Genomic DNA, 13,200 nt, shown 5'->3' on the forward strand with positions numbered 1-13,200 from the left:
AAAAGGGGGCAGACATGATGTTTGGCCGGATGAGCAAAAACCGGGGCAGGGCTTCGATTGCGCTCGCGCCATTGGCGTTTCTCGCCTGGACAGGCAGTGCCGACGCCGAAATGGGCGTGGCCGTCGTCCCCAAGCAGATCATCTACCCGGGGCAGGAAATCTCCGCCACGCAGCTCGAAGAGGTGGAGGTCACCAATCCCAAACTGGCCGCAGGCTATGCCACCGCTCTGGGCGAGGTGGAGGGCATGGTCAGCACCCGCACGCTTCTGCCCGGCCGGACAATCCAGGTGGCGACCCTGCGGGCGCCCTTCCTCGTCAAGCGCGGCGCGCCTGTGCGGCTGACCTTCGCAATCGGCAATATGGTGATCTCGGCCTCCGGCACCCCGCTGGAAAACGCCGCCATGGGTGACGTGATCCGGGTGCGCAACATCGATTCGGGCGTGATCGTCTCCGGAACCGTGATGCGCGACGGAACGGTACAGGTGATGGCAAAATGATGAACCGAGTTTGGACGGCAGCAGGCTTGATCCTCCTGGCGGTGTCGTGTTTTTCCGGCCAGAGCCTGGCCGATACCTCGCGGATCAAGGATATCGCCTCGCTCCAGGCGGGGCGTGACAACCAGCTCATCGGCTATGGTCTCGTCGTCGGCCTGCAGGGAACGGGCGATAGCCTGCGCTCCTCGCCCTTCACGGAACAGTCCATGCGCGCAATGCTTCAGAATCTGGGCATTTCCACGCAAGGCGGGCAATCGAGCGCGAAGAATGTCGCCGCCGTCATGGTAACGGCTAATCTGCCGCCCTTTGCCAGCCCGGGAAGCCGGATGGACATTACCGTCAGCTCGCTCGGCGATTCGACCTCGCTGCGCGGCGGAACGCTGGTCATGACCTCGCTCTCGGGCGCCGACGGCCAGATCTATGCCGTCGCCCAGGGCTCGATCGTCGTCTCCGGTTTCAGTGCCCAGGGGCAGGCGGCATCGGTGACGGAAGGCGTGACCACTGCCGGCCGGGTGCCGAATGGCGCGATCATCGAGCGCGAACTGCCGTCCAAGTTCAAGGATGCCGTGAACCTGGTCCTGCAATTGCGCAATCCCGATTTCTCCACCGCGGTGCGGATTTCCGACGTTGTCAACCGCTTCGCCGGCCAGCGCTATGGCGGACCGATCGCCGAGGCGCGCGATTCCCAGGAAGTCGTGGTGCAAAAGCCGAAAGCTGCCGACCTGACCCGGCTGATGGCCGAGATCGAAAATCTGACGGTCGAGACCGACACGCCGGCCAAGGTCGTCGTCAACGAGCGGACGGGCACCGTCGTCATCGGTGCGGATGTGAAGGTCTCGCGCGTCGCAGTCAGCTACGGCACGCTCACCGTCCAGGTCAATGAAACGCCGCAGATCATTCAGCCCGAACCCTTTTCCGACGGCGTGACCGCAGTCCAGCCGCAGACCGATATCAGCGTTGTAAAGGCGGGCAGCAATGTCGCCATCCTGAACGGTCCGGATCTGCGCACGCTGGTGGCCGGTCTCAACAGCATCGGCGTCAAGCCGGACGGCATCATCGCGATCCTGCAGGGCATCAAGTCCGCCGGCGCGCTGCAAGCGGAGCTTGTCATCCAATGATGAAGATCATCGCACGGTCCATGACGGTAATGTCGCTGCCGAAAATGCCGGCGACGGCCCTTCTGCCGAAACTTGCGGCGCTGGCCGCGCTTCTCGTCCTGGTGCCGCAGGTCAATGCCCAGCAGGGCAATCCCAACCTGCCGTCGAACACGGCCGAGGACATCGAGAAGTTCTGCACCAATATTGCCGAGCCGGCGCGCGACCAGCGCTACCTGATGCAGAAGCAGGAGCTTGAAAAGCTGCAGTCGGACGTCAATGAGCGCATTGCGCTGCTGGAGACGCGCAAGGCAGAGTATGAGGAATGGCTGAAGCGCCGCGACGACTTCCTCGTCAAGGCCGAAGCCGGCCTCGTCGACATCTACAAGAAAATGAAGGCCGACGCTGCGGCCCCGCAGCTGGAACAGATCAAGCCGGAGCTGGCGGCGGCCGTGATCATGAAGCTTCCCGCCAATCAGTCGGCGCTCATTCTCAGCGAAATGGATCCGCAGAAGGCCGGCCTCATCTCGATGATCATTGCCAGTGCGGCAGACCCCAAGACGTCTAAGGATCGTTCATGACGAAGCGTTCATACGCCCTCCTGTCCGTGCTCGTGCTGGCAGGCTGCCAAAGCCAGACCGTGAAGGAGATCGGCAATGCCCCGGCCATGAGCCCGATCGGCAGCGGCCTCCAATATGCCCAGACGCAGCAGATGGGTCTTTATCCCAAGCAGCCGCGCCACATGGCCAATGGCTATTCCCTCTGGAGCGACAGCCAGGCGGCCTTGTTCAAGGATGCGCGGGCGCTCAATGTCGGCGACATCCTGACGGTCGATATTCAGATCAACGACAAGGCTGACTTCGACAACGAGACCGATCGCAGCCGCAAGAACGCCACCGGCCTGAAGTGGAAGGTCGGCGCCAGCATTCTCGGCTGGGATCCCTCCACCAATGGCGATCTCGGCACCGATTCCGACACCTCCACCAAGGGCAAGGGATCGACGAAGCGGTCCGAAAAGCTGAACCTCCTGGTCGCCGCCGTGGTCACCGGCGTGCTGGAAAACGGCAATCTGCTGATCAGCGGCTCGCAGGAAGTGCGCGTCAACCACGAAATCCGCATCCTCAACGTCGCCGGTATCGTGCGGCCGCAGGATGTCGATGCCAAGAACGTCATCTCCTATGACCGGATCGCCGAGGCCCGCATCTCCTATGGTGGCCGCGGCCGTCTGATGGAAGTGCAGCAGCCGCCCGTCGGGCAGCAGGTCGTCGATCTGTTCTCGCCGTTCTAGAGCATGTCCAGTAAAAGTGCGTTGGCGGTTTTACGTCCGGACTGCGTAAAAACAAAAAGATAGCGCATTTTGCGCGATCTCGTTTTCACCGAAAATGCTCTGACGGCAGGCTGACACAGCAAGAGGCAAGACATGGCGGAACAAGCGGCAGAAGGTGCGCCAGAGGCGAAGAAGAAGGGTGGTCTCGTCATGACCATCGCCGGCGTCGCCGTGGTGACCCTGATCGGCGCGGGCGGCGGCTGGGTTCTGGGCGGCATGATCGCGCCCAAGCCGCCTGTGGATACGCAGGCCAAGGCACCCGAGCCGGCCGCAGATGCGCATGGCGGCAAGAAGGAAGAGGGCCTCCCGCATATTGCGACCGAAGCCAATGGGGTCATCCAGCTGGAACCCATCACCACCAATCTTGCCTATCCCTCCGACAACTGGATCCGGCTGGAAGTCGCTCTGGCCTTCAACGGCAAGCCGGAACTGCCTCTGGCGGAGGATATCCATCAGGATATACTGGCCTATATGCGGACGGTCTCGCTGCAGCAGATCGAAGGGCCGCGCGGCTTTCAATATCTTAAGGACGACATTCAGGAACGTGTTGACCTGCGTTCGCAAGGCAAAGTATCGAAGGTGATGTTCAGAACCTTCGTGATCGAATGATTCGACTTGTTTCGCTGCTTGCCATCCTCGCGATGGTTCCGGGTTCCGCCCTTGCTCAGCAATCGCCGGCAGATCTGCTGAACCTGCCCGTCGACGGCTCGGCGGCAGCATGGATCATCCGCACCTTCGGCCTGCTCACCGTCCTGTCGATCGCGCCGGGCATTCTGGTGATGGTCACGAGCTTTCCGCGCTTCATCATCGCCTTCTCCATTCTGCGCACGGGCATGGGCCTTGCGACCGCCCCGTCCAACCTGGTGCTGATCTCCATGGCGCTGTTCATGACCTTCTATGTCATGTCGCCGACCTTCGATCGCGCCTGGAACGACGGAGTGCAGCCGCTGCTGCGCAACGAGATCGACGAGGCGCAGGCGGTGCAGCGGATCGCCGAACCGTTCCGCACCTTCATGGCGGCCAATACGCGGGACAAGGACCTGACGCTCTTCGTTGAAATCGCCGAGGAGCGCGGCCAGTCGGTGGGCACGCCCGAAGCGGTCGATTACCGCGTGCTGATCCCGGCCTTCATGCTGTCGGAAATCCGCCGCGGCTTCGAAATCGGCTTCCTGATCGTCCTGCCTTTCCTCGTCATCGACATGATCGTTGCGGCGATCACCATGGCCATGGGCATGATGATGCTGCCGCCGACCTCGATTTCACTTCCCTTCAAGATCCTCTTCTTCGTGCTGATCGACGGGTGGAACCTGCTTGTCGGAAGCCTCGTCAGGTCCTTCAACTGATCCATGCCTTTTGCCGGGCTGCGGCTTTGTCTCATCGTCCGTGAGCGTCGAGGCGTGCCCGCCTGTGCAGGCTCGCGCAAACTAAAATGACGGCCGGGGTTCAAGGCCCCGGCCGTCTTGCAATCGCATCAGCGCGGATTGACCGGCGCGGCCGGTGGGATGCTTGTCTACAGGGTCAGGCAAGTCATTCGAAACAGCCCGACGCTGCAGAGTTTTCTTTGTCGCATCGGGTCTACGAAAAACCGGATTCCAGTTTTTCGCCCGATGCTCTATCTCTTTGTCTTTGACGCAGTCCGGACGCAAAACCGCTGACGCACTTTTGCTTGGACCTGCCCTAGCGGACGCCGGGCACGGGCTCGAAGCGGTAGCCATAGACCCCGAACAGGGCCTGCTGCTCGCCGATCGCCGCGCCGATATTGTAGGTGGCGCCGATCGGCCGCGTGTGGACAACACCGATATCGTCGAGAATGGCCATGCGCTCCAGCGGGCGGCCCAGAAAGCTCGGCCAGAGGTGATCGAGACCGTAGCCGGACACCGAATCCTTGAAGCTTCCGATGCAGATCCGCAGGGCGCGCCTGGAAAAGAGCGGGCACATGATTTCGACGAAACGCTCGTGACGCACCCCGCCGGATGTCCGGCGCACCGTCAGCGGATGGTTGGGATGGCTGCCGGGCTCATCCGACATGGCCGGCTGGCAAAGGTCGAGGCCGTGCTTGCGCGACTGATGGAACATCAGGTTGATCGCATGGCCGCTCACCATAAGGTCGTCATCCGGAAGCCAGATGCGCTCATACTCCCAGAGCGGGCTTCCCTCGTAGAAGAGATCGGCCAGCAGCATGAATTTCCGTCTGCGCGGCAGATGCGCGAGATATTCGGCCGGGGCCGGAAGGAAGGGGCGCTCCTCGCCATAGAAGCCGACGCAAAGATCCCAGGTCCGCTTGGTGTCGGGCAGGTTTTCCAGCCAGTGACCATGAAGGGTCTGCGCATTGGCCGGAACCACTACGAGGTTCGGCCGGAGCGGCTTGCTGGGCTCGACGAGAAAATGTGCGCGGCGCTCGACGCCGGGCGGCGTGGCATTGACCGGATGCGCCGGATGCTGCGTGCAGCTCAGCATGAAGACGCCGGCAATGCCGTTGATCGTGCCGCGGCCGGCCAGACCCAGAAGGGTGCCGTCACGCATCTGCGCGGCGTTGAAGATCACGCTCAAAGCGCCCTGGGCATCGACGAAGCAGAGATGATCCTGGAAAACGTGCCAGTAATCGGCGCCCTGATCGAAGAAATTGCCGATGCGACCGCCCGGTGCCAGCACGAGAAAGGGCGCAAGCGGGCCGGCGTCAAGGCTGGACAGCTGCCAGAAGGAGCCTTCCAGGGCGGCCTGCGTCACCGGTGGCGCCGTGCCCCAGTCGACGGATGTCAGTGCCGAATTGTCTGAAGCGAACATGTTCATCTTTGCATCCTGTTCAAGTGAGGGAGACTGCCGGATCTGTCGTCAGCGGCCTCTCAGGCTTCGTAGACCACGAAGCTGTCGCCAATATTGTTGCGGCAGGTGAGGTGCCCGTTTCCGGCATAGCGGACCACGTCGATCCAGTAGCCCTCGTTCCAGACCAGGAAGTAGAGCGAATCTGCCTGGGCAAGCCTGCGCCAGGTGCCCGCGGTCTGGTTGTCCCGCCGTATGGAGCCGTCGGGCTCCAGTGTCACGACGCTGTTGTTCGGCCAGCGCCAGGCCCGCGTGGTCACCTCGTCGCCCGCCACCTGGTCCTGCGGACCGGCAACGACGTCGAGGATGAAGCGGGCCGCACCATGGATGCGCTGCAGGTCCTTCCTCGGATCGCCGATCAGCGCCTTGGTATAGTCGTTCGGCTTGATCTTATGGCTCGGATAGCCCCACCACACATTGTGCAGTTCGCGCAATTGATTGGGCACGATATTGCGCAGCGTCTCGCGCGGATGCGCCTCCTCGCCGCCGAGCAGGCGCTGCCAGAATTCGGGCGACATGAAGGTGTCGAAGGTGATCTGCCAGTAGCCGTCCGCAGTTGCGGGCTCGCCCGGAAAGGCCAGCGGGCATATGGGGGGCAGAAGCGATGTGGTGGGACGGCCGAAGAAGGCCGCCTCCTGCAGAAGGCCGGACGAGAGGCCGACAAATTCGAGCGGCTGCTCGCAGCACAACAGGTCGTAGCTATTGCTCCTGGTGACCTCCACCCGCGGATAGAGGGTGCGCAGCAAGGCGAGTTCGCTATCCTGGTGATCGGCGGATGCGCTCGGATGGCGAAGATACAGCACATGCTTGCCCTGGGCCTGCTTGGCCAGGGTGTCCATCGCATCGCCGAGCCGGAAAAAGCGGCCGTTGCTGATGATGCTCGCATCGGAGGAGGTCTGTCCGACGACGACCAGTTGCGGGCCGGGATGGCGGGGAATGTCCGGCTGCGGCGTATAGCGGTCGCGATGCCGGAAGGAGGCCGACAGCTTGGTGGCTTCCTTGACGATTTCGTGGCGCGGAAGGCCGATCTGGGACAGAGCCTGGTTGATCTGCGGCGCGTTGCTGCGCATGGCCAGGATGACATCGGGCAGGAAACGCACCGGCGACAGGCGAAAATCGATATAGGTGACGCCGCTCGCGTCGAGAAACTGCAGGAGGCCGGGCGAGGCTTCGTAGGAAATATGCAGGGCCGTCGGATCGATATAGCCGGACAGCAGGCTGGTGCTTTGCGGGCTCAGCGCCGCATATTCCTGCAGCCACTGGGTTTCGGGACCCTGGGGCAAAGCGGAGCCGGCTTGCGTGAGAACGCCGGCCTGCCACATCTGCCGCCGCACGCTCTGCGGCATCGCCTTTGCCATGACCGCTGTCAGCGGGGCGCCCAGCAATTCATAGAAGAATTCCTTGGCGGGCCAGAAAGCATGCCGGAACACATCGTCGATGAAGGCAACCGAGCTCCAGCCGAGCTTGGTCTTGCGTCCCGCCATGTCCAGATGTTCTGCCATCAAAGGCTTCATTCCTGTTTCCTTTCCGTACGCCTAGGCGTCATTGGCATTGAGTGGTCATCCGCCACCGGCGGCGACCAGCTGTGGTCTTTGCCACTCTTCAACCTCGTGCACCGCTTCTTGCAGTGCGGGAAGGAAGCGGGGCAGTTCGAAGGCGCAGCCGAAGAAGTGCAGCCACATCCGCTCCAGCACGTAGCCGTAGCAGGGATGAGCCATGGTGGCCCTGTAGAGCTGCTGGCCGGCAACCGCCGGCAATTCCGTGATCAGTTCGTTGCGCGCGGCAAACAGCGCGCCATAGGAGAAGATGCCGAGCGAATGCGCCTCGGCCTTCTCGGCAATCTCCGGCAGGCCGGCGAGCTGCAGGAAATGCGCGGCCATGTTGCCGCCATCGGCAAGATCCGGGTGCAGCTCCCGATAGGTGAGCCCGGTCTGCACCGCGCCCTTGTCGTAAAACTCCACCGGGGACCAGCTGTGCAGCGAAAAGCGCTCCGGCCGGATCCGCAGCCGCCCGTCCAGGCGCTGGCGATATTCGTTGAGCAGATGCTTCGGCGGAACATCCGAATCCTCCTTCCAGCACCAGGAGAGAGGCTGCAGATCGTCCCAGTGACGCCACACCGAGAGCAGTTCCAGGAAATCCGGGCTATGGGTGAAGGGATCGGCCTGCGCATAGACGGTGAAGTCGCTGTCGTCCTTCACCTCCGTCAACATGTGATGGAGGTAGGTTTCCGACTCGCGGCCGACATTCGGCCGGCCGATGATACGGGCCGCCTTGCGGATGACCGACGGCGAGGTGATAGCATCACCCTTGTTGTAGATGATGACTTCGAAGTCATCCGGAACATCGACGATCCAATCGACGGATTCGAGGTAACGAGCGAGAATAATCCTGTTCACGAATGGCCTCCGGCTCGGCGCAGGATCGTCTCACCGGGCGTGAGCCTACTGCACCCAATGGTCTGATTGATCCGCCAGGCAGCGGATGTCATCACGATAGTCTTCGTCAATCTAGGAGGGAAAACTTGCGCCGGGCTGACTGTGGCAGCAACGTTCAAGCAGGGCCGGGTAAACATGCTTTGGAGCGGCTGCGAATGGCACTGCGACAGCTTCGCGAAAGGCAAAGCTCTTATTCGCGGATGGGACATGCCGCCCCTTGATGCGGCGAAAGACAAGCCGCGAGGGAGAAGTGGATGGTTGCCACCACGCCAATACTGTCGATCTGCATTCCAACCTATAATCGCAGACCGATGCTGGAGCGAAGCGTTCGCTTTCACCTGGACGTGTTTCGCAAGCTGGGCATCTCCTTCGAAATGGTCATCGTCGACGACCGATCCACCGACGGCACGCATGAATTTCTGCAGGGGCTGCAGGGCGTACCGGAGATCTCGCATTACCGGCGGGTGAAGAATTCCGGCTTTCTCAGCAATTACGGCTTCGCGATGCAGCGCGCGCGCGGCAAATATGCGCTGTTCCTGGGCGATGACGACCTGCTGATCCCGGAAAAGGTCCTGGAATATTTGCGGCTTCTGGAACAGGATCCGTCGCTCGGCATGATCCAGGCGCCGTGGATGCTGGTGGACGAGCGCGATGGCGGCCGCGACATGCAGCCCTTCTACCACATTCCCGGTCCGCAGCGGTTCCGGCAGGGCCAGTTCCAGGAGATGCTGGAATATATCCTGCAGCATCACGTCTTCCCGGAATTCCTGATCATCCGCCGCGATGTGCTGCAAAGGTCGATTTCGAGCCTCGGCCCCTTCATTTTCTGGGCCTTCCTCTACACGACGAGGGCGCTCAGCAATGGCGACATTCTTTTCCTGCCGGCTCCTTTCGCGCGGGTGACGGGCATAGCGGCCGACGAGAATGTGCAGCAGGGCAAGAAGGAGACGATGTTCCAGTGGGACACCTATCTTGGCGGCCTCGAATATCTCGCCTCGCATGCCAGGATTTCCAGCCTCGACGATGGCGGCCTGCGGCTCTCCTTCCACGAGCGGTTCAACCAGTTCATGCTGATCCGCAAATCCGTCGCGCTGCGCCTGCACATCGCCTTCCGCAACTGGCCGGAAGCCTATATCATGTATCACCGCATGGCGGCCTATCATCCCTCACCGGCGCCGAAGGAGACCTTCGAGCAGATTTGCCTTCTGGCGGCGATCGTCACAGCCCTGACAGAAGCTTCGGGCTATAGCGGCGGGCCGGTGATCGTCGATCCGCTGGTCAATGACGAAGCCCTGCAGCTGATCCCGGATCATCTGAAATCGGTCGTCACCCGGCATCCGGGCTTCAACCAGGAAGGCCCGCGGTCCTGGCTGGTGATGCATCCGGATTTCGCCGCCCAGGCCGGTCCGACCGATGGCGTCTTCGAGCTGCGCCACTATATCGCGCAGTTTACCTGACCCCTGCCAAGCGCATCCCGCCGAGACCCACCAGCAGCGCCGAAAGGCGCTGTTGTCGTTTCGGCCACTGTCTCGCCAAGATCTCGCCGACGTCCCACCAGCATCTCCACCAATGTCTCAGCGATGCCTTGACACGAAAAAGCGCGCTGTCCGGGCCGGACAGCGCGCAATCTTGGAGATCCTGTCGGAGCATCGGGCGAAAACACGGAGTTCGGTTTTTCGTCAACCTGATGCGTCAGAGAAAGATTCTATGGGGTCGGGCCGTTTCCGATCATGCGCCCGACCCTTGTCTGATGAGGCCGCTCAATCCTCGGCCGAGACGAAGGGAGTGCCGCGCTTCGGCAGGGCCGGCACGTCGATGTGATCGGGACCCAGCCCCTGGCGTGCACGCTCGGCCATCATCCGATAGGCGGTTTCCAGATGGCGGCAGAAACGCTCGGCATCGAAGAGCGGCTCGATCAGGCGGTTCTGCTCCAGCTGTGTCTTGAAACCGTCAAGCCGGTCGCGATTTTTGTAGAGATCGATCGCCATGTTGACATAGTCGTTTTCGTCCTCGGCGATCAGCTCCGGCACACCCACCGCATGCAGGAGGCTCTCCGAAACGCGTGAGGCAAAATGGGTGCCCTTCAGCGTGACCACCGGCAAGCCAGCCCACAATTGCTCGGACGTGGTCGTGTGGCCGTTATAGGGGAAGGTGTCCAGACCGACATCGGCCAGCGTCAGGCGCGCCAGGTGATCGTCATAGGGGACGACCTTGGTGAAGACGATCCGCTTGGCCTCGATCCCGGCCGAGGTGAAGCGCCGCAGCAGATTGTCGCGTGCCTCGTCGGATTTGCACATCAGCCACAAGACGCTGCCGGGCGTGGCCTTCAGGATACGGACCCAAAGATTGATGTTGCGCAGCGAGATCTTGCGCGTTGCATTGAAGGAGCCGAAGACGAAGGCGTCGTCCGGCAGCTTTGCATCGGCGCGGGTGAAGACGTCCTTGCGCGGACGATGGGTCGGATCGTTCGGCTGATAGCTTTCCGGCAGGCGGCACACTTTCTCCCAGTAATGCGGCTTGGACGCATCCGGGATCACATGATGATCGCCGATTACATAGTCGAGGTCGATATTGACCGTCGTGCCGGGATAGCCGAGCCAGGCCACCTGCACAGGGGCGGCCTTGTGGTTCAGTATGCCCGGTCTGCCGCCACGGGTATGACCCTTCATATCGATCAGAATGTCGATGCGGTGGTCGCGGATCAGCTGCGCCGCCTCCGCATCATCGAGCTCGCCCATGGTGACGATCCTGCCCCATTTGCTGCGATCCTGATCGATCTCGTTCTCCAGGTTCTTCGGATCCGTGTAGCAGAAGATGGTGACGTCGAACTTGTCGCGGTCATGCAGCGCCATGACGCGGCCGGCAAGTTTCATCGTTGCATGATCATGCCAGAGGTCGGACGACAGATAGCCGATGCGCAGTCTCTCGCCCCAGATATGCGGCATGGCGAGACGCTCTGCCTTGTGGCTCTGCGGATAGGCATCGGGATTGTAGCTCGCCAGCTTGTTCAGGGCCTCGTCGGCCAGCCAGTGAAGATTGTAGAAAGGTGCCTCGACCCCCATCATCTGCTTCGGATTCTTCACGAGCATCCGGTCGAGTTCGGGCTGCAGACGTTCCATTTCCCAGTAATTGTTGACTTCCCGCTGGAAGACGAGATGCGCCATGATCACCACGATGCTGCGCGGCAGGCGCTGCAGCAGATTGGCCACGGTTTCCCGGTCGCGCGCATTTTCCGGCGTACCGGTCAGAAGCAGGAAGGCCAGGCTGTTATGCTTCGAGTTCGAGCTGGTCGACAGTGCCGGAAGGAAGACCCGCACCGCATCCTTCTCGCCCCGCTTGAGGAAGAGGGAGGTGATGATGAAGGCAAGCTCGGGGTCTCTGCGCGCCCGCTCCAGAAGCGGCCGGCCCAGGCTGAGCGCCAAATCGTCCTCGCCGAGGTCGAAATAAGTCTTCATTGCCTCGGCGTAGTAATCCTCGGCGCGCGAACCGCCCAGTTCCGCGGCCAGAACATAGGTGCGTGCGGCATCTTCCCGAAAGCCGAGGGCCATCAGCGTCCTTGCCAGAAGCGCGTAGGTCTTCACATCCCTGTTGTGGTCCAGAAGCTGATTGAGGGATGTCAGCGCCTCGGTAAAGTCGCCCTTATGGTAACTTTTGGATGCATTCGAAAACAGGGATTGTGAAGTCAACGTCGGGCTCCGGGCACAAGTTGTCGATAATGCTCGCGGAATTCAAGCCGCGGTCGAGCCGACACCCTAGGGTCTGGAGCTTGTCCGAAACCGGTGTCCGGAAAGCGTTAACGAATCAGTGACCATTTACGCCGACTTGTCCAGAGCGATTTAAGGAATCTGCAATGTTTTCCTGCGAGTGTCACCCTCACATGACGGGTTTGGTTTCTGACCGCAAGTCGGAACCGAGTGGGCATGAAGCCAGACGTCATTACCGGTGAACAAGCCCGGTATGTCCCCCAATAGTATCAAGTGAAAAAAAGGGACTATCACTATGGCCAGCATTCTGACCAATACTGCTGCGATTGCAGCTCTTTCCACGCTGCGCTCCATCAACAGCGAGATGGAGACGACGCAGAACCGTATTTCTTCCGGTTACAAGGTTCAAAACGCTTCCGACAACGCTGCGTACTGGTCGATCGCAACAACCATGCGTTCCGACAGCAAGGCGCTGGGCACCGTTCAGGACGCCCTCGGCCTCGGCGCGGCAACCACCGATGTGGCCTATACCGCCCTGCAGTCCTCGATCAAGGTCGTCGACGAAATCAAATCCAAGATCACCGCCGCTTCTCAGCCGGGCGTTGACAAGGACAAGGTCCAGAAGGAAATCACGCAGCTGCAGAACCAGCTGACGTCGATTGCCAAGTCGGCCTCCTTCTCCGGCGAAAACTGGGTCTACCACACGGCGTCTGCCGGTGCCGGCAACCAGGCGATCGTCGGTTCGTTCAACCGCGATGGCCAGGGCAATGTCTCGCTCACCACGCTGAACTACGACACGACCAACTCCTCGCTGATCCAGGTCGACACGGCTGGCGCCAACGTCACCAACGGCAATGGCCTCTTGTCGAAGAACATGAGCTTCACCAAGGCCGACGGCACCACCCAGGCGCTGACCTACTCGGTCCTGTCGCTCAACATCACGAACATGACGGCCGGCGAGCTGTCGAGCGCTCTGTCCGGCGTGGACAAGGTCATCAAGGACATGACCGCTTCTGCCGCAGATGTCGGCTCGATCAACAGCCGTATCGACATGCAGAAGGACTTCGTGTCCGACCTGATGGACTCCATCCAGAAGGGCGTCGGCAAGCTGGTCGATGCAGACATGAACGAAGAATCGACCCGCCTGAAGGCCCTGCAGACGCAGCAGCAGCTGGGCATCCAGGCTCTCTCGATCGCCAACAACGACTCGCAGAGCATCCTGTCGCTCTTCCGTTAAGACAGAGCAGGAGAGCGGCCTGACGCCATCCGGCAGATCTTTGCCGCCTGGCCTCTCGCGCCTTCATCGAAACACCCGTCAGCCTCGCG

12 protein-coding genes are annotated in these 13,200 nt (G+C 61.4%); 8 read left to right on the top strand and 4 right to left on the bottom strand.

Annotation, left to right across the window (positions count from 1 at the left end):
• The first annotated feature begins 14 nt into the window (after positions 1-14).
• From flgA to fliP, 6 genes are all read left to right on the top strand, one after another.
• Positions 15-497 (top strand): flagellar basal body P-ring formation chaperone FlgA, encoded by a 483-nt coding sequence (gene flgA / locus QTJ18_RS24465; RefSeq protein WP_489667233.1) that lies wholly within the window; start codon positions 15-17, stop codon positions 495-497.
• Entirely contained in the window at positions 497-1,612 is a 1,116-nt protein-coding gene (locus QTJ18_RS24470; RefSeq protein ID WP_252753949.1) for a flagellar basal body P-ring protein FlgI, read from the top strand. Before flgA ends, QTJ18_RS24470 begins: the two co-directional genes overlap by 1 nt.
• Positions 1,609-2,169: a MotE family protein gene (locus QTJ18_RS24475; protein ID WP_252753767.1), complete on the top strand. Its 561-nt coding sequence runs from the start codon at positions 1,609-1,611 to the stop codon at positions 2,167-2,169. Before QTJ18_RS24470 ends, QTJ18_RS24475 begins: the two co-directional genes overlap by 4 nt.
• A complete protein-coding gene (gene flgH, locus QTJ18_RS24480) occupies positions 2,166-2,876 on the top strand; it encodes a flagellar basal body L-ring protein FlgH (protein ID WP_252753768.1) in 711 nt (236 codons plus the stop codon). The genes QTJ18_RS24475 and flgH overlap by 4 nt, the downstream gene beginning before the upstream one ends.
• 132 nt (positions 2,877-3,008) lie before the next feature.
• A complete protein-coding gene (locus tag QTJ18_RS24485; RefSeq protein ID WP_252753769.1) occupies positions 3,009-3,524 on the top strand; it encodes a flagellar basal body-associated FliL family protein in 516 nt (171 codons plus the stop codon).
• Complete coding sequence (gene fliP, locus QTJ18_RS24490; protein ID WP_252753770.1) at positions 3,521-4,258, top strand: flagellar type III secretion system pore protein FliP; 738 nt, start codon at positions 3,521-3,523, stop codon at positions 4,256-4,258. The genes QTJ18_RS24485 and fliP overlap by 4 nt, the downstream gene beginning before the upstream one ends.
• A gap of 334 nt (positions 4,259-4,592) precedes the next feature.
• On the opposite strand, the gene QTJ18_RS24495 is transcribed toward fliP, so the two are convergent.
• Genes QTJ18_RS24495 through QTJ18_RS24505 form a run of 3 tightly spaced genes read right to left on the bottom strand, consistent with a single transcriptional unit; the run spans position 4,593 to position 8,131 of the window.
• A complete protein-coding gene (locus QTJ18_RS24495) occupies positions 4,593-5,705 on the bottom strand; it encodes a DUF707 domain-containing protein (protein ID WP_252753771.1) in 1,113 nt (370 codons plus the stop codon).
• A 53-nt stretch (positions 5,706-5,758) separates the two neighbouring features.
• On the bottom strand, positions 5,759-7,249 hold the full coding sequence (locus QTJ18_RS24500) for a hypothetical protein (RefSeq protein WP_252753772.1): 1,491 nt from the start codon (positions 7,247-7,249) through the stop codon (positions 5,759-5,761).
• A 45-nt stretch (positions 7,250-7,294) separates the two neighbouring features.
• Complete coding sequence (locus tag QTJ18_RS24505) at positions 7,295-8,131, bottom strand: hypothetical protein (RefSeq protein WP_252753773.1); 837 nt, start codon at positions 8,129-8,131, stop codon at positions 7,295-7,297.
• Between the two features lie 293 nt (positions 8,132-8,424).
• On the opposite strand from QTJ18_RS24505, the gene QTJ18_RS24510 reads away from it, so the two are divergent.
• Positions 8,425-9,627: a glycosyltransferase family 2 protein gene (locus QTJ18_RS24510; protein ID WP_252753774.1), complete on the top strand. Its 1,203-nt coding sequence runs from the start codon at positions 8,425-8,427 to the stop codon at positions 9,625-9,627.
• Between the two features lie 303 nt (positions 9,628-9,930).
• Here QTJ18_RS24510 and QTJ18_RS24515 read toward each other — a convergent pair whose 3' ends face one another.
• Positions 9,931-11,856, bottom strand: a complete 1,926-nt coding sequence (locus QTJ18_RS24515; protein WP_252753775.1) for an O-linked N-acetylglucosamine transferase, SPINDLY family protein — start codon at positions 11,854-11,856, stop codon at positions 9,931-9,933.
• Positions 11,857-12,169: 313 nt separating this feature from the next.
• Here QTJ18_RS24515 and QTJ18_RS24520 point away from each other — a divergent pair, with 313 nt between their 5' ends.
• Positions 12,170-13,111: a flagellin N-terminal helical domain-containing protein gene (locus QTJ18_RS24520; protein WP_252753776.1), complete on the top strand. Its 942-nt coding sequence runs from the start codon at positions 12,170-12,172 to the stop codon at positions 13,109-13,111.
• Positions 13,112-13,200 lie beyond the last annotated feature (89 nt).

Origin of the sequence: Rhizobium sp. SSA_523 (genome assembly GCF_030435705.1) — a bacterium.
Lineage (GTDB): Bacteria > Pseudomonadota > Alphaproteobacteria > Rhizobiales > Rhizobiaceae > Neorhizobium.

What these genes read in the sequence shown, in the direction of transcription:
- QTJ18_RS24485 (WP_252753769.1), top strand. Translation starts at nt 3,009, where the DNA reads ATGGCGGAACAAGCGGCAGAAGGTGCGCCAGAGGCGAAGAAGAAGGGT.
- QTJ18_RS24470 (WP_252753949.1), top strand. Translation starts at nt 497, where the DNA reads ATGAACCGAGTTTGGACGGCAGCAGGCTTGATCCTCCTGGCGGTGTCG.
- flgA (WP_489667233.1), top strand. Translation starts at nt 15, where the DNA reads ATGATGTTTGGCCGGATGAGCAAAAACCGGGGCAGGGCTTCGATTGCG.
- QTJ18_RS24520 (WP_252753776.1), top strand. Translation starts at nt 12,170, where the DNA reads ATGGCCAGCATTCTGACCAATACTGCTGCGATTGCAGCTCTTTCCACG.
- QTJ18_RS24500 (WP_252753772.1), bottom strand. Translation starts at nt 7,249, where the DNA reads ATGAAGCCTTTGATGGCAGAACATCTGGACATGGCGGGACGCAAGACC.
- QTJ18_RS24475 (WP_252753767.1), top strand. Translation starts at nt 1,609, where the DNA reads ATGATGAAGATCATCGCACGGTCCATGACGGTAATGTCGCTGCCGAAA.
- QTJ18_RS24510 (WP_252753774.1), top strand. Translation starts at nt 8,425, where the DNA reads ATGGTTGCCACCACGCCAATACTGTCGATCTGCATTCCAACCTATAAT.
- fliP (WP_252753770.1), top strand. Translation starts at nt 3,521, where the DNA reads ATGATTCGACTTGTTTCGCTGCTTGCCATCCTCGCGATGGTTCCGGGT.
- QTJ18_RS24495 (WP_252753771.1), bottom strand. Translation starts at nt 5,705, where the DNA reads ATGAACATGTTCGCTTCAGACAATTCGGCACTGACATCCGTCGACTGG.
- flgH (WP_252753768.1), top strand. Translation starts at nt 2,166, where the DNA reads ATGACGAAGCGTTCATACGCCCTCCTGTCCGTGCTCGTGCTGGCAGGC.